The following is a 16,644-nucleotide window of genomic DNA, read 5'->3' as shown; positions in this document are numbered from 1 at the left end:
TAATATATGGTGCAATATCTACACAAAAACAAAACCAGCAATTAATCGCTGGCAGTTGATCGAAAGGATAAAAACTTTTAATCTTTCAAAATGTATTTATCAATCGCGTAGGCAACTCCATGTTCATCATTGGTTAAAGTAACGAAATCACTGTGTTTTTTCACTTCGTCTTCGGCATTCCCCATTGCAATTGATAAACCTGCAGCTTTGAACATGGGGATATCGTTTTTTTCATCGCCAATCGCCACAGTATTTTCTAATGGAATCTGAAAATGGCGTGCCATTGTTTTGAGACCATTCCCTTTATTACCATTAATATGTGTGATTTCAAGATTAAATGGGGAAGAAGATGTAACAAAGGTTTCTTCAATGGATTCTAAAATTGTATGCAACCGCTGTTTCTGTTCTGGATCAAGTCCTAAAATGAGGAATTTTTGTACCGCGGATTCTTCGTTAATGATCTCCTCAAGCTGATTAAATATTGGCTGTCCGTAAACATGAGGAGCAGTTGTATACATTTCATAATCCTTATGTGTGTAGTATTCATTTGGTACACGTCCTGATGATAGTACGTACTCAAATCGTTCCATCCAATCTTTATGTGCATACGTACTTTTGGCTGTACCAATTTTATAAGGCATCGATTCTTTTTCAAGTTCTAAGACAATTCTTTGACTTTGGGATAATGTCAATGAAATTATCTCAATCAATTTGCCATCAGCATACAATTCTGATCCATTATTTCCGCCGACTGGGCAATCTAAACCGTATTTAGCAAGTTCTGCATGAACTGATATCGCTGATCTTCCTGATAATGCCATGACGATATGCCCTTGTTGCTGTGCTTTTTTAATTACCCTTATGTTTTCCTCACTAATTTCTTTTCTTGAATTGAGTGTTGTCCCGTCCAAATCAACTGCAATTAGTTTCATAAGATTGCTCTCCTCTGCAAAAATTTTTTTATAAAAAAAGAAAAACCTAAACCACTAAAATTGCAAACGAAAAAATTGCTGATTTTAGCGATTAAGGTTTTTGCCTAAATGAGCAGTAACAATCCATTAAGGTTTTGCCTGCAATTTTAGTTACAATCCTGCATCTACTTGATTCAATTATATTAATGATTAGTCATTAAATTGTTAATTTATTTTAGTGTTAAATATCTAATTTACGGGTACCAATCCATTTTACCATTTCAGGATCTCTATGTGAAAAGAACAAGCTCTCCTTCGTATCTAACGTAGCAATCTTCTCCATATCCTCAATGCTTAGTTCAAAGTCAAAGATACTGAAGTTTTCGATGATTCTTTCCTTACGAACTGACTTTGGAATGGCGACGATTCCTCTTTGTGTCAACCAACGTAAAATCACCTGGGCAACGGATTTATTATATTTTTCTGCTATTAATACTAAAATCTCGTTCTGGAACATGTTATTTCGTCCTTCAGCAAATGGGCCCCAGGACTCTATTTGAACAGTGTTCTCTTTCATTAATTCAGTACTTTCTATTTGTTGGTTGAAAGGATGTGTTTCAACCTGGTTAACAGCAGGAATCACTTCATTATGAATGATTAAATCGATCAGCCGGTCAGGATGGAAATTACTCACTCCAATAGCTTTGATTTTACCTTCTCGGTACAATTCCTCCATTGCACGCCAAGAACCATAAACATCGCCGTATGGCTGATGAATTAAATATAAATCCAAATAATCCAATTGGAGCCTTTCCAATGATTTTTCGAATGCTTTCTTTGTGCTCTTATAACCCGTAACCTGCACCCAGAGTTTGGTCGTAATAAACAATTCCTCTCTTGGAACACCACTCCGTTTGATGGCTCTGCCAACTGCTTCTTCGTTTAGATAAGAAGCTGCTGTATCGATTTGACGACAGCCAGCCATAATAGCATCATAAACGCTTTGTTCACATTCTTTTGCATCTTGAATTTGATAAACACCGAAGCCCAGAATAGGCATCTCAACACCATTGTTCAAAATTACCTTTTGCATCTGAAATCCTCCATTTTTTTATGTCTAATGGCTGTTATTTTCCCACTCTATTTGCGTATTCTGCTGGATAGCGGTCTCCCGAAATCTCGATCTTCGAGAGAGCTTCATTTAAATCTTTTAGTTCCATAGGAGTCAGCACAACTTCCACTGAACCAAGATTTTCTTCCAGACGCTCCAATTTTCGTGTGCCTGGAATTGGGACGATCCATGGCTTCTGGGCAAGCACCCATGCAAGGGCGATTTGAGCTGGCGTTGCTTCTTTTACTGCAGCAATGTTCTGGATCAATTCGACCAAAACCTGATTTGCTTCGATATTCTCTGGTTTGAAGCGAGGTACAATACTGCGGAAGTCAGAGTTAACGAATGCAGCATTCTTATCAATTTTTCCGGTTAGGAATCCTTTTCCTAGCGGACTGAATGGAACGAAGCCAATCCCTAGTTCATCGAGGACAGGCAGCAGTTCTTCTTCAGGACTTCTCCACATCATGGAGTATTCACTTTGAATCGCTGTAAGCGGCTGAACTGCATGTGCACGGCGTATCGTAACCACTCCCGCCTCAGAAAGTCCCCAATGTTTTACCTTACCTTCCTTGATTAGGTCTTGTACTGCTCCGGCTACTTCCTCAATCGGCACATTTGGGTCGACACGATGTTGATAGTACAAGTCAATGGTATCCACTTTAAGGCGTTTAAGCGAGCCTTCGACTGATTGCCTAATGCGCTCCGGATTGCTGTCAAGCACCTGCTTGCCATTTTCCATTTGGATACCGAATTTTGTGGCGACGATCACCTTTCCCTTTAATGGGGCTAAAGCTTCCCCTACCAGCTCCTCATTCACATATGGACCATAAACTTCGGCGGTATCGAAGAAAGTCACACCACGATCAAACGCCTTATGGATTAGAGAAATCATTTCTTTCTTATCTGAAGCTAGGCCGTAACCATGACTCATCCCCATACAACCGAGTCCTACCGCAGAAACTTCTAATCCACTTTTCCCCAATTTGCGTTTTTGCATAATTTATCTTCCTTCCATTTTTATTTTCAGTTGTTGTTCATTTGTTCTTTCTACTCACTTATTATCCAATAAATAAAAACGTAATCGGTATCCCATTCGTCGCAAAAGATTGCCTAATCCTCTCACAACCACTTACGCATTAATTAAAGAGGCATTATAATAGAAACATCAATGATGATGAACTAAGGAGGATTGTATGTCTGAACAAATAAATAAACAGCAAGATGAACTTGCTAAACTCATTGAGCGTTATTCAGGCTGGGACGGAGTACATGCTACCGATATTCCATCTTTATTTTTCATTCGTGAGTCTAATGTTACCGAACCAATTTACAGAGTATACAAACCTTCCCTTTGCATTGTGGTTCAAGGTGTGAAGGAAGTATCTCTGGCACAGGAACGCTTTAGGTACAGTCCTGCCGATTATCTTGTTGCATCCGTTAACTTGCCAGTTACCGGCCAAGTAATAGAAGCTTCTTCCGACGTTCCGTATTTGGCTCTTAAGCTTGAATTTACACCGAGTCAAATCTTAGAGGTTTTAAGTGATTCCGAAATTCGGGTTGGCCCGAAAGAAAGTGCAAAACGAGGTATGTTTGTCAGCAAGATTGAGCCTTCTTTGTTGGATGCGGTAATCAGATTAGCTTTATTACTAGAAAATTCTAAAGATATTCCGGTACTTGCTCCTATTTTCAAAAAGGAAATTCTCTATAGGGTTCTGCAAGGGCAGCATGGATCTATACTGGGGCAAATAGCAATAGAAGGAAGCTCTACTTTTCAAATTAGTGATGCTATACAACATATCCTTGATAACTATGATAGGTCTTTTCGCATTGAGGAGCTTGCGGAAATCGCGAACATGAGTGTTTCTTCACTTCATAGACACTTTAAAGAAGTAACCGCCATGAGCCCGATACAGTTCCAAAAACAATTAAGGCTGCAGGAAGCCCGTCGCTTGTTATTATCCGAGTCAACAGATGCTGCTGACGTTGCCTTCCGGGTAGGCTATGAAAGTCCATCGCAATTCAGCCGGGAATATTCCCGTATGTTTGGTTTTCCACCTAGAGAGGATATCAAGCGCATTAGGGAGAAATATGACGATAAGATAAATGCATGAATCTCTGCTCTTATGGTACAAGACCAATTTCTTTTTTTATGCTATGATTGGAGATTTCTATTAAAGAAAGACCAAGTGTGCCTTTAACGAGTTCCATTTTCTATCGCAGAACGTGAATTTACAACAAAAAATCGAGAGGAGAATTTTATGACAGAAACAAGACCAAAAAAATCTTCCTCAAAAAAGAAGAGAAAGATAACACTTTTTCTCGACAATTTAAATTTCTTTCGTTTACTTAAGGTAATCTTTCTTATTTTCCTATCCCTGCTAATTGTCTATCTCTATTATTTGCATACAAAAGGAAATTTCATTTCCGAAGTAGCCTTACTGTGGAATTTGCATAAGAAGGTTATTATGATTATTTTCGGGTTTGTATCATATAGTTTGGGTGTTTTTTACTTGGGTTTTAGGAAAGGAAGAAAAGGTTAAAAGCCTTTTTTAGGGGATATTTTTGCCGAATCTAATTCAATTATCCTGCTTCGTAAGTGGAACAAGAAAAAGCTGTCACGATGACAGCTCAATCTTCAACACAAGCACCTATTAGCTGAATATGAAAAACGTACCATACAATGGGTAACGTTCACATTTTTCGAAGAAAAGGGCTAAAAAGAATTATTTAAGGACAGAAAATGGGACATCGAATATCCACCACAACCCTAGAATTATTGGAACTACAAGAACCCATGCCAGTACAGGTTTTTTGTAATGTATAAACAACATTAAAAATATCATGACGTTAAATACCAAATCCCAACCATAATTCCAACCATGATGATAGGTAAGTATACCTGAAATTTGTGCAACCTTTTCAGTAATTGAATAAATTACTGACCACAAAACAATTGAAATTAACAGACTCTTTTTGTTTGGATTCATTCTTCCAAGAAACACAGCAATTGTCACTGGATATTGTATAAGCATTTTTCCTAGTGCAATCAATGTGTGATTTAAATGAAAAAAATTATCCAAAGGTCCTAAAGGACGAAACATCCACATAGTATAATCAAATAACAAAAATTGAGACAGAAAATCACCTATTATTAAAAAAAGAAGAGTAGGATACAGACTTTTAAATTCTTTCCAATTCCCAAATTTCCATCCAATAAATCCATATACTATAAATAGGATTACATTCATCAAGCTTTTCCTTTAATTTTTTCTTATTATTCTTTACATAAACTTACCAATATATCCTTAACTTGTTCTTCAACTATACGGCACCGGTACTTCAATAAGAAAAGCCGCCAAAAAAGGCAGCTGAAACTTCAATCGTTGAAGAATGAGCTAAAAAAATGTACTTTGTGTTACCCCCATCCTTTTTTCTTCCCTGATTCATATTGTTCTTTTGAGGCAATTCGAAGACTTTCATATAGTTCCTTAACCTGTAAAACAAGAGTAGAAGGTTCTATTTTTTTAAGTAAAGTTGGATTAGTTGGCGATGAACAGGCATATGAATACCATGGTGGTGAAAACAAGGCGTTATGTTTGTATCAATACGACTATTATGATTATTGGAGACCTTCTTTAAAAATAGCATAAGTGTAGAAGACCCAGGTTATGATGGAGCAAGGGAGGCTTTTCAATTTCATTGTTTTACTTTTGAAACTTTACCAGTTTATGAATCAGGTACTGATTTTTCAAAATTAGAACAAACGACTTCAAGGTTAGTGCTGGAAATGGCTGCTGTGTATAACGAAATTCACTATCATAATCGTCTTCGATAATAAATCCATTCATCTTGTTAGCCCAATGTTAATCTTACATGTGAGGAAATACAATTAGGAATAGTGCTTTTAAAAAAGGCATGGACATAAAAACACCCCGTCATAGTTAGTTGAATCTAACGATTACGGGGTGTTCCATGTAAAAACTATTTTTTATTAAGCTTTACGAACGTTAGCCGCTTGAGGTCCACGGTTACCTTGCTCAACGTCAAAAGTAACTGATTGGCCTTCTTCAAGAGTTTTGAAGCCTTCGCCTTGGATAGCTGAGAAGTGAACAAAAACATCTTCTCCACCTTCACGCTCGATGAATCCGAAGCCTTTTTCGCTGTTAAACCATTTTACTTTACCATTTTCCATTTTTCAGTTGCCTCCTAGTGTGTTAAACACACAATATATTACTATCCTTGCTCTTAGTGATTATCAAGACGAAATACACCGAACAAAAATATTTATTAAAGAATATCACTAATTAAAAACGTTTTCAAGTTTTCAAATCGAGATTTTACACCCCCTTGTTTGAGAGCAATATAATCAAAAATAATAAAAATACCTCCAATGCTGTATCTTTATGGCTTTCATTATTTGTATTTTCCCGATTCAATTATCTTTATATCCACCTTTATATCTTTTACAGAATGCAGATTAAATCTTCTAATCGCACCGATATCCCAATGTTTTAAATGGTATTTATAAGACTTTTCACTGATATTCAGGACATCAGTATTCAATTTGTCGCCTTTTTGTATGGTCGTTAGAATATCGTTTTTAATTTTTTTATTTATTTCGCTTCGCATTTTCCTGTATGTTTTGTTATCGGAATTTTGGTACAGGGCAGCCTGTCCTTTTACCGCAATCCTATATGATGGTTGGTTCCCTTTTAAAACCACAATTTTTGTTTTGGGATTTTTTATTTTTACCGCTACCGTTTTCGTTGCTACCCGGACATTAAATGAACGGATGCCTTTAGAGAACCACCTGAGCCCGTATAGTTCTTCTTTATTTAACCAGCCTTTGTAATGCTGCTGGGACATTATGTATTCTCCGTTTAGTATCGCTATCTGTTTTGATTTTCCTTCTGAAAAATGGGCTTTATCAATGGATAAAGACGGGATCATGATGGTTCCAATTGGTCGATAATAACGGGAAGTAAATTGATTGTACCTCAGAACTGGAAGTGAATAGTTTTGTTTGATCAACTCATCCGGTCCATGGATGATCGAATACAATTGCGAATAATTAAAAAAGCTATGAGTTTGTAACAATTCCTTTAGATTCTCTTTTGTGCCAAAAAGGAATATGTTGTACCGAAGATTTGGCGATTGACCCATGATATCGATCACATCCGCCATTTTTTCTTTTATGATCCTTTCGCTTAATATGATTGCCTTAACATGTCCCAAACTCAATGGCATAGAGGTATTTTGTTCTAATGCACCGTATGCTGATAGGATGTTTTCATCTTTCGCTTCCCCGATCAAAATAGGCAAATCTTCTATTTTGACTCCTTCCTGTTTAGCAATGTTCCCAAAATTCAATCCCTGGGTATACACTTCGAATTTCCCATTTTTATAATCAAACCCAAGGGCGGTATTATATACCTCCCCTTCAATTTTTTTTGCCCCCCAGCATCCTGTCAAAAGCAGCGACAGAGTAATTAGGATTATAAAAATGATAAAGCTCTTCATAAAAACTACTCCTTTTGCCTTGTGTTATCCTGAGGCTGATAGGCTTGATTGCGTTTTTTTAAAAGCTTAAAGGGAAACCTTAGATAGGATTTTAAGATATCAGGCAAATTAGGATTGAAAAAGTGGGGAACATATGGTTCACCAAAACTCTCAAGCGAAAAAACTAAAGTTATAATGGTAAATAAGGATATAAAAAATCCATACATCCCAAAGATAGATGACAGAAATAGAACAAAATACCGAAGAATGACGATATTCCCTCCGATATTTTGGTTAACCAATGTATATCCTGAAATTACGGTGATCGATATGATTACCAGCATGGCCGGCGACGTTAATCCAGCCCGGATTGCTGCGTCACCGATAATCAATCCACCTAAAACCGCAACGGTTTGCCCGACTGCTTTTGGAAGCCTAAGACCCGCTTCTTTAAACAGTTCAAACAAGGTAAGCATCATAAATTCTTCCATTGGACTTGATAAAGGAAGCCCGACTCTCGACATGGAAATGGTTGCAAGCAAGGTATAAGGCAGCTGTTCCGTTTGGAACGTAATCAAAGCAATGAAAAATCCCGGTAAAAATATCGTAGTGAATAATGCCAGTATCCTTAAGATTCGGACAAAACTGATATAAAAAAAGCTATTGTTCGTATCCTCCGGAGAATGTGACAATTGGTTCACGCTTGTCGGACCAAGCAAGCAGCTAGGGCTTCCCTCCACTAATATGGCAAATCTCCCTTGATTCAAGGAATCCACGACAAAATCCGGTCTGCCAATGTAATCCATTAACGGAAAAATGGAATAGGTTCGGTCATAGAGCATTTCCTCCAATTGATTGCTGCTGTTTAAAACATCTATTTTTAAGGATCCCAGCCGTTTTTGCACTTCCTCCAAAATAGAGGGATTCAAGATACCTTCGATAAAAAGCAATAAAATTTTCGTTTTGCTTCTATCTCCGATGGTTTATTCAATACTTTTTAAGGAAGACGTTTTTAATCTCTGACGGATTAAGGCCATGTTATCAGAGATGTTTTCCACAAAGCCGTCTCTTGGTCCTCTTACCGATGTCTCCAAACTGGATTCTTCCGGGCTCCTCTTTGGCGGATTGGAGACCGAAATGAAATACACATCCTTTGAATCCTCATTAAAAATGACCAATTCCCCGGAAAAAAGCTTTTTCTCCAGTTCATTTTTGAAATCTGCCTCATCTTTTAGTTCAGAGATTCCCAGGAAGCTGTTTAAACGTTCCATCGTAAACCTTTGTTCCTTCTCCATTACCTCCGTTATTTTAGGGAGAATGGATTCGTTAATCATCGTTGTATTGACGATATTCGGGCAATACAAAAAGGTTAGAGAATGGAAAGAACCGGGCCCTTGATAGGATTTTGTAATGATCACAATATCGGATGAGTTCTTATACCATTTTTTTAGTCCGGATGTTGTTAAGTCCTTTTTATTCATGAACATCACCTTTGCTTCGGCTCAAAAGGAGCAATAATCCAAAACTAAAAAGCAGAAAAACCAGGCTTGCAGGGTAATAGATGGAATACAAAAACGAATAAAATGACTCGAAATCCCATGGGATGACCACGCTAACCATAAGCAGGCTATAAAGAATGGGGAGAATCCAGCGATTCTTTTTGCGAATAAATAGCTGGTTTACGATTAACATGCTTAAACAAATCCGTATGAATGCTCCAGAGAACCACTGGAAGATCGACAAAAAATCAAGACGGGTGATAAGGGTGCCAAGTTTCAATAACTTCCATTGTTCATATGCAAGAACTTTCATATTTCCTGCCTCCTCAGCACCAAATTCAGCGATGCCTCCAATTAATGGACCGAGCGTTAAAAGGAAGATAAAGATGGCAACAATCAGGAACATTTTCATTTTGATTCCGTTCTTCAGATAAGGCGTAATGAAAAGAAAATAGATCGTTTCGAAGAGACTGGCACATGTATACATCATTCCGTGAAGAAAAGGTTTATATCCATGCTCAAAAATTGGAAAGAGCATGCTGTAATCCTTATTTTTAATATTTCCAATTCCCACTAAAAAACCAAACATCACAACAAAAGGCAATAAGAAAAATGAGATGGCACCAATGGTACGAATTCCTTTATGTGAAGCATAATAGCAAAGAAAAGCGAATAAAAGCGCGATCATAAAATTGGGGATGTCAAACGTGTAATTCGCATTAGCCCAGAAGATTGTATATTTGAAAGTGATAAACGAAGTCAGAAAAAAATAAATTCCAAATAAAATACTGATTCCATATGAAATCCAGGGATGCAATGAAAATATTAAAGTAAAAATGTTTTTTTGTTCGTATTTTTTGTATAGAAAATAAATAAGTATCGTCCAAATGATGAAAGGGGCAAAGCTCCCGATTACAGATATCCATGCGTCCCGCTTGGATGAAGTTAAAACAACGGGATGCAGCAATACATGGACCATAAATCCAGTAGACATGATGAGTAGAATATACATATGTACAGAATAAATCACCTTTTGCATCACTATAATCCCCTTCTTTGAATGCATCGGTAAAAGGTTAAAAAGCCTACTAGCCTATTACTTATCCAAATTATCTTCCCAATGTAAATGGCATATTATCCATAATAATCAATTCCCAAAGAAGTTTTATTTAATTTACCCTGTGTTCTTTAACTGCCCCGACAATCCAATAAGAAAACTGACCGCAGCAGCGGTCATTCCTAAGCTTAACCTTAAAAATGTGTAACCCAGTCCTAAAATTAGGACGGAGTCACATTTCCTACGGCTTAGATTTTTCCAAAGCTAATTTTAAAAATTCAACATAAACCAGAAGCTCATCTGGCAAAAATACATCGTTTCGTTTCACTATTCCCACTTGAATTATATTGCTTCCTTCCAATGGTATAGAGATAATATTGGGGTTCATGTAATTATTCACGATACAGCCTGTTCCCAGATTGTAGCTATCTGTATTTGACAGGAGATTATTCATTGCCCCTCTATCCCTGAGATAGACTAGTTTCCCGATATTGTCTACATTCAGGGCTTCTTCCGCAAAATGAAGCAACATGTCGTCCTGTTGGTAGGTTAAATAAGGATAGTCCCTTAACTGCTCCAAGGTAATGGATTCGAGATGAGCTAGAGGGTGCTCTTTTCGGAGAAAGACGTGCTGTTTCAGTGAACCAAGGGGGGTAAACATTAGTGATTTAGAGATAAAATAACGCTCAAAAAAGTGCTTATTTAAATCGGTCAGAGATAAAATTCCAAGAATACTTCTGCTTGTATATACGTCATCAATCACATCGGTTGTCTTACCTTCCCGAATCGCCAGCTCATAGTTCCTGTCGGCAAAATAATCCATTAAATTTGCAACAGCCTCTATAGCGAAACCATAATGTTGAGATGAAATAGAAAACTTTGTTAAGTTTATTGTTTTCTCTTTGTTAAAATGATGGACAACAGACTCCATTTGTTCTAGAAGCTTTTTTGCATAAAATAATAACTCTGTACCTTCTTTTGTGAAGACAACGCCTTTATTCGTTCTATTAAGAATCGTAATCCCTAACTCAGTTTCGAGTTCACGCACTGCTTTGCTGATACTCGGCTGTGTTACGTAAAGTGCAGAAGCAGCTTGACTAATAGAATTATGCTTGGCAATCTCCACTATGTATCGAAATTGTTGAGGCGTCATATTCTAACCTTCTCTTATCTGAATTTGCTGGATGCTTTGCTATAACTTTATCCTATAGCAAGGGGTTAAAAAGTTCAATTTTACGTTTTGTATGAAACATTCTACAATAAATGTTGAAAGATAAATTATTTTGAAAGGAAGAAAAGAATGATAAGGGAAGCAACTCAAAAAGACTTAGTGGACATTTTACATATCTATAATGACGCCATTCTCAATACTACTGCTGTATACGCCTATAAACCCCAAACGCTTGAAAGCAGACAAATTTGGTATGAACAAAAGATGGTTGAAGGGTATCCAATAATAGTATGCGAACAAGATAATAAAGTGGTTGGATTTGCGACATTCGGTCCTTTTAGAGCATGGCCCGCTTATAAATATTCTATTGAACATTCTGTTTATGTAGACAAGGCATACAGAAAAAAAGGCATTGGGGCTTCTTTAATGAAAGAATTAATCGCTACTGCCAAGGAAAGAGAGTATATTACCTTAATTGCTGGAATTGATGCAGCAAATGAAAAAAGCATTGCCATGCATAAAAACTTTGGCTTCGTTCATTCGGGTACAATAGAAAAGGCAGGTTTTAAATTCAATAGATGGCTAGACTTAGCTTTCTATCAATTAGAACTTAACGGACCTAATAATCCGACAGAAGAATAAAAATATTCTTTGCAATACTTATAAATAACATTACTAAAAGGTAAAAGCTGTGACTGAATGGAATCCATCAGATAAAGAAAAGTTCATGTCCCCAGTCATCCAGAAAAAATAGCACATGGATTAAACCGGTTTATTCCATTATGAGCATGTTTTGTTCAATTTTTTTCAAAACATGCTCTTTCTGTTGCTCATTTAACAAGGAATGGTTAGCTATAAATAATAATTTTCCACCATTTTACCCAAAACCCAGTTTGTTCTCGCGCCTGTTACTCCTGTACTTGGACACTTCCCGCCATCTCCAGTTAAATCAGCAACAATCATTTCCACAAGGGGTTGATGGACATGCTGAGGCCGATCAAAGCTCCATCGTTTCTCTTCATTCTCTTTCCTCATAATAATCGGGTCATTTCCAAAGGTAGAAAAGCTAATTTTCCCTTTGCTTCCGACAATTTCATTGACATCGACATTTTCAAATGCTGAAAAACACCAGCTACCCACACCATGGATTCCTGATTCAAATAGATATGTACCTGTAACGATATCCTCTGCACGATAATAGCCTGCTTGATTGGAAGCAAACCCTTGGACATCCTTGATGGGGCCAAGCAAAAAATCGAATATGTCCAGCGTATGGCTGGCTAAATCAAAGAATAAACCACCTCCAGCCAATTCGGACTGAACCCGCCATGGGGGATTTTGTAAGTCCTTCACATCTTCCGAAACTTGTCGATACTGCATGCTGGACACAAACCTAACATCCCCGATCTCTTTAGCTTCAAGCAGTTCTTTTATTTTTACAAATTTCGGCTGCGCCCGGCGGTAATAGGCGACGTATAAAGGAACGCCAGCAGTCTCACAGGCTGCAATCATTTCTTCACATTCTGCGAAATTAAGAGCCATGGGCTTTTCCACATAAACGGGTTTTCCAGCCTTCGCCACTTTAATCGTGTATTCCTTATGGGATCCTGGAGGAGTCGCAATATAAACAGCATCAACTTCTGGATCATTAATAAGCGCATCCGCATCATCATACCATTTTGCTACGTTGTGCCGTTTTGCGAAGTCCTGTGCAAGTTCCCCATTTCTTCTCATGACAGCGACCAACTCGGAGTTCTGTACCTTTTGAAATGCCGGCCCGCTTTTCACTTCCGTCACATCACCGCAGCCAATAATACCCCAGCGTACTTTGTCATATTTCACTTAACTTCCCCCTTTTCTACTCTGCTTTTCTATGTCTTCTATCAGTTTATCAATCAGATCAAATTTATCCAAATAAAAAAGGGACGAAATGTCCCTTTTACGATTTTCTGCATAATAAACCCAACACACATCTGCTGTTGGGTTTAGCCTATCTTTATAAAGCAATATAATTCCTATTTTTATTCATTACAATTGCAGCTACCTGTTGAATATTTAGCGGGTTGGCGAACGATTCCATTTTAGAATTATCGGACCAGGATTTTGCATTTCCGGCCCATGTATTGGTTGTTCCACAGTAGGTTACTTGCCCTCCATGACGGACAAATGTCTGTGCCCATTCCAATAAATTTTGTGGATGGTCGCTTTGGAGAAAATCAGGAATGGACATCCCTAATTGTTCTGTGATCGTTTTTCCCGCTTCAGGATTGCCAATCATGGTTGCCAGTCTTCCTTTAATTAATCCATTCACACCTTCTCCATTAAAAAACATTGTAACTGGAGTTCCATACCGTTGAAGGTATACCGCGGTCACAAAAGCTGAAAAAAAGTTAGGGTAAACCGATCTCTCAAAGTTTGAAAAGCCGTTTCCTGCACTGTCTGGACCAGAAGACACATGTATTAAAAGTGGTTGTTGACTTTGAGCAGGCAAAAAATAACTCACTATTTTCCCTCCCGAAAATTTAGCCTTTTTCATTTTATGTGAATAGCCAAACATGGGTGTTTGGGAAAACTCCTAAAGTTTAATTCTTGTTATGAGTTATTCTTCGTATTTAATTCAATAATTCGTACTAGTTCCTCAATAATATCGTTCAGATTCATCATGCTTGTATCTTTGTTTAAAATATTAGAAGTTTTATATAGTAGTATTTCCTCTTTCTCACTCACAAAAATGCCCCCATTCTTAAAATGATGAACTTTTTTACCTAATGACCTATTAGACTCATATATGTAATTTACACATATTATACAATATGTTACTTGTATATGTAAATTACATATATAAAATTTATTACAAAAATTCAGAAAAATAATAATTAACAAAAAAGGCCACTATTCAGTGACCTTTCATCAAGACAAAAATATGAAGTTAGTTTATTCCCTGCTCAATCATTGCATCTGCTACCTTTAAGAAACCTGCTATATTGGCACCGATAACCAGATTTCCTGGGGCATCATATTCTTCTGAGGCTTTCATACTCTTACTATAAATATCTTTCATGATCGCTTGTAATTTCAAATCTACTTCTTCTTGTGTCCAAGCTAACCGTGCACTATTTTGGGCCATTTCTAACGCGGAAACAGCAACCCCACCTGCATTGGCAGCTTTGGCAGGCGCGAATAAAACATTATGCTCCATAAAAGTATCAATGGCTTCTAATGTAGAAGGCATATTTGCACCTTCTCCGACTGCCTTTACTCCATTGAAAATTAACCGTTCAGCTGCTTCCTTGTTTAACTCATTTTGAGTTGCACATGGTAAAGCAATATCACATGGGATCGTCCAGATTCCCGAACAGCCTTCTTGATAAACTGCATCAAGATGTTCTTTAACGTACTCGTTTATTCTTTTATTCTCTACTTCTTTTAATCTTTTAACCGTTTCTAAGTCAATACCATTTGGATCATAAACATAGCCATTTGAATCGCTGCAGGCAACCACTTTAGCACCAAACTGCATGGCTTTTTCCATTGCATAAATCGAAACATTCCCCGATCCAGATACGACGACAGTACTTCCTTTAAAGCTTAATCCCTGTGTATTCAGCATTTCTTCTACAAAGTATACGGTGCCATATCCTGTCGCTTCTTTCCGTCCCAAGCTTCCTCCATAACCAATGCCTTTTCCCGTTAGGACACCTGCTTCATAAGCACCTTTTAACTTTTTATATTGCCCGAACATATATCCGATCTCTTTAGCCCCAACCCCGATATCCCCAGCAGGAACATCGATATCCGGCCCGATATGTCTGCTTAGCTCTGTCATAAAGCTCTGGCAAAAGCGCATTATTTCTAAATCAGATTTACCTTTTGGATCAAAGTCAGAACCGCCTTTTCCACCGCCTATTGGCTGTCCTGTTAATGAGTTTTTGAAGATTTGTTCAAAGCCGAGAAATTTTATGATGCTTGCGTTAACAGAAGGGTGAAACCGCAGTCCCCCTTTGTACGGTCCTATTGCGCTATTAAACTGAACACGAAATCCACGATTCACTTGGACATTCCCTCTATCGTCCACCCAAGGGACTCTGAAGGTAATCATTCGCTCAGGTTCCATCATTCTTTCTAGAACTGCTTGTTTAATATAGTTCGGATTTTTTACAAGGACAGGTACTAAAGAATCAAGGACTTCTCTAACAGCCTGCTGAAATTCCGATTCATTTGGATTACGCAGTTTAACACCTTTTATTAAACGATTTACGTATTCCTTTACAATTTGTGTTTGATTCTCTTCCACTCTTTCCATCATTTTCATAAGTTTTCAGCCCCAGATCTATTTTAAAATTAAGAAAATTCCTTTTCTTCAATGTGTTTTCATTTTATAATTTATTAATTAATAGTTACAATCTTAATTTTCGATGAAATTAATGCATTTTACGCATTAAATGGAGTGATACAAAATGGAAACAAGGCAAATTCAATATTTCATAGAGGTGGCAAAAAGAGAGCATGTAACAGAGGCCGCAGATGCCTTGCATGTTGCCCAATCATCCGTGAGCAGACAAATCTTCAATTTAGAAAACGAATTGGGGGTAAAACTTTTTATTCGTGAGGGACGAAGTGTAAAGTTGACCCCCATTGGAAGAATTTTTTTTGAAAGAATGAAACAAGTATGGAATATGATGGAGGATGCAAAGAGAGAAGTAGAGGAAAATTTAAATCCTGAAAAAGGAACCGTTCGAATTGCATTCCCTATAAGCATGGCGGCTCATACCTTGCCGTTCATCATATATGCATTTCGCACTAGGTACCCAGAAGCGAAATTTCAAATGAGCAATGCCCTTTATTATGATTTAATAGATGGTGTTGTAAATGGTGAATTTAATTTGGCCATGATCGCCCCCATGCCCAATCCGGAAAAAGAGAAAAAAATTAAAGGCGCTACACTATTTACGGAAAATATCGTTGCTCTCATCCCTCTTCATCATCCGTTATCTGACAGGAAATCGATTAGGTTACGAGACTTAAAAGATGACCCATTCTGTGTTCTTCCAGAAGGATTTGTTTTTCGCGAACAAGTTGTTGAGTCCTGTAATGATGCAGGTTTTTCACCCCAAATCGCCTTCGAAGGGAAAGATATTGATGCATTAAAAGGATTAGTCTCAGCAGGTCTGGGTGTGGCATTGATGCCTGAGATGACTTTGGTAGATAACACACCACGTTCCACTGTTATGGTCCCATTATCTGATGCTAATCTCACGCGTTCAGTCGGTGTCATCTACCCTGCCCAACGGAAACTTCTTCCCACCGAAGCTTTGTTTTATGACTTCCTGCTTGAAACTTATGAACGATTACATGAATTTAAAAAATGAACCTAAATAGAGTAGGCGCATGAA

Annotated in this window: 14 protein-coding genes and 2 pseudogenes; 4 read left to right on the top strand and 12 right to left on the bottom strand. The window is 37.6% G+C overall.

All coding sequences use genetic code 11. From position 1 onward, the window contains the following. Positions 1–77 precede the first annotated feature (77 nt). The 3 genes from ACIFOT_RS03280 to ACIFOT_RS03270 form a co-directional block, all read right to left on the bottom strand. Positions 78–932, bottom strand: coding sequence for a Cof-type HAD-IIB family hydrolase (locus ACIFOT_RS03280; RefSeq protein WP_430061612.1), 855 nt, complete (start codon positions 930–932; stop codon positions 78–80). Between the two features lie 220 nt (positions 933–1,152). After that, entirely contained in the window at positions 1,153–2,004 is an 852-nt protein-coding gene (locus ACIFOT_RS03275) for an aldo/keto reductase (protein WP_430061610.1), read from the bottom strand. Positions 2,005–2,038: 34 nt separating this feature from the next. After that, on the bottom strand, positions 2,039–3,022 hold the full coding sequence (locus ACIFOT_RS03270; RefSeq protein WP_430061608.1) for an aldo/keto reductase: 984 nt from the start codon (positions 3,020–3,022) through the stop codon (positions 2,039–2,041). A 196-nt stretch (positions 3,023–3,218) separates the two neighbouring features. Between ACIFOT_RS03270 and ACIFOT_RS03265 the strand changes: the two genes are divergently transcribed. After that, positions 3,219–4,136: an AraC family transcriptional regulator N-terminal domain-containing protein gene (locus ACIFOT_RS03265; RefSeq protein ID WP_430061606.1), complete on the top strand. Its 918-nt coding sequence runs from the start codon at positions 3,219–3,221 to the stop codon at positions 4,134–4,136. A 612-nt stretch (positions 4,137–4,748) separates the two neighbouring features. On the opposite strand, the gene ACIFOT_RS03260 is transcribed toward ACIFOT_RS03265, so the two are convergent. Further along, positions 4,749–5,273: a CBO0543 family protein gene (locus ACIFOT_RS03260; protein ID WP_430061604.1), complete on the bottom strand. Its 525-nt coding sequence runs from the start codon at positions 5,271–5,273 to the stop codon at positions 4,749–4,751. A 392-nt stretch (positions 5,274–5,665) separates the two neighbouring features. Between ACIFOT_RS03260 and ACIFOT_RS03255 the strand changes: the two are divergent. Continuing rightward, positions 5,666–5,806 (top strand): annotated as a pseudogene (locus ACIFOT_RS03255) (PLP-dependent aminotransferase family protein); the annotation flags it as partial. Between the two features lie 210 nt (positions 5,807–6,016). On the opposite strand, the gene ACIFOT_RS03250 reads toward ACIFOT_RS03255, so the two are convergent. The 5 genes and pseudogenes from ACIFOT_RS03250 to ACIFOT_RS03230 all read right to left on the bottom strand — a co-directional run bounded on the left by ACIFOT_RS03250 (position 6,017) and on the right by ACIFOT_RS03230 (position 11,233). Then, a complete protein-coding gene (locus ACIFOT_RS03250) occupies positions 6,017–6,217 on the bottom strand; it encodes a cold-shock protein (protein ID WP_223587661.1) in 201 nt (66 codons plus the stop codon). 221 nt (positions 6,218–6,438) lie between these two features. After that, positions 6,439–7,545 carry a Ger(x)C family spore germination protein gene (locus ACIFOT_RS03245; RefSeq protein WP_430061602.1) on the bottom strand — a complete coding sequence of 369 codons (1,107 nt, stop codon included), beginning with the start codon at positions 7,543–7,545 and terminating at the stop codon, positions 6,439–6,441. A gap of 5 nt (positions 7,546–7,550) precedes the next feature. Next, positions 7,551–9,005 (bottom strand): annotated as a pseudogene (locus tag ACIFOT_RS03240) (spore germination protein). Then, a complete protein-coding gene (locus ACIFOT_RS03235; RefSeq protein WP_430061600.1) occupies positions 8,998–10,062 on the bottom strand; it encodes a GerAB/ArcD/ProY family transporter in 1,065 nt (354 codons plus the stop codon). Before ACIFOT_RS03235 ends, ACIFOT_RS03240 begins: the two are co-directional and overlap by 8 nt. A 259-nt stretch (positions 10,063–10,321) precedes the next feature. Next, a complete protein-coding gene (locus ACIFOT_RS03230) occupies positions 10,322–11,233 on the bottom strand; it encodes a LysR family transcriptional regulator (protein WP_430061598.1) in 912 nt (303 codons plus the stop codon). 147 nt (positions 11,234–11,380) lie between these two features. Between ACIFOT_RS03230 and ACIFOT_RS03225 the strand changes: the two genes are divergently transcribed. Beyond that, positions 11,381–11,893, top strand: coding sequence for an N-acetyltransferase family protein (locus ACIFOT_RS03225; protein WP_430061596.1), 513 nt, complete (start codon positions 11,381–11,383; stop codon positions 11,891–11,893). 210 nt (positions 11,894–12,103) lie between these two features. Here ACIFOT_RS03225 and ACIFOT_RS03220 read toward each other — a convergent pair whose 3' ends face one another. The 3 genes from ACIFOT_RS03220 to gdhA all read right to left on the bottom strand — a co-directional run bounded on the left by ACIFOT_RS03220 (position 12,104) and on the right by gdhA (position 15,554). Further along, a complete protein-coding gene (locus ACIFOT_RS03220) occupies positions 12,104–13,093 on the bottom strand; it encodes a Gfo/Idh/MocA family protein (RefSeq protein ID WP_430061594.1) in 990 nt (329 codons plus the stop codon). A gap of 154 nt (positions 13,094–13,247) precedes the next feature. Beyond that, the gene (locus tag ACIFOT_RS03215; RefSeq protein WP_430061592.1) at positions 13,248–13,754 is read right to left on the bottom strand and encodes a hypothetical protein; all 507 of its coding nucleotides are present in this window, start codon (positions 13,752–13,754) and stop codon (positions 13,248–13,250) included. 426 nt (positions 13,755–14,180) lie between these two features. Continuing rightward, entirely contained in the window at positions 14,181–15,554 is a 1,374-nt protein-coding gene (gdhA, locus tag ACIFOT_RS03210) for an NADP-specific glutamate dehydrogenase (protein ID WP_430061715.1), read from the bottom strand. A 154-nt stretch (positions 15,555–15,708) separates the two neighbouring features. Here gdhA and ACIFOT_RS03205 point away from each other — a divergent pair, with 154 nt between their 5' ends. After that, positions 15,709–16,620: a LysR family transcriptional regulator gene (locus ACIFOT_RS03205; protein WP_430061590.1), complete on the top strand. Its 912-nt coding sequence runs from the start codon at positions 15,709–15,711 to the stop codon at positions 16,618–16,620. Positions 16,621–16,644: the final 24 nt, after the last annotated feature.

The sequence above is a fragment of the Neobacillus sp. NRS-1170 genome, from assembly GCF_050468025.1.
Note: the sequence above shows the minus strand (reverse complement) of the source record. Positions and strands in the feature narration are given on the sequence as shown.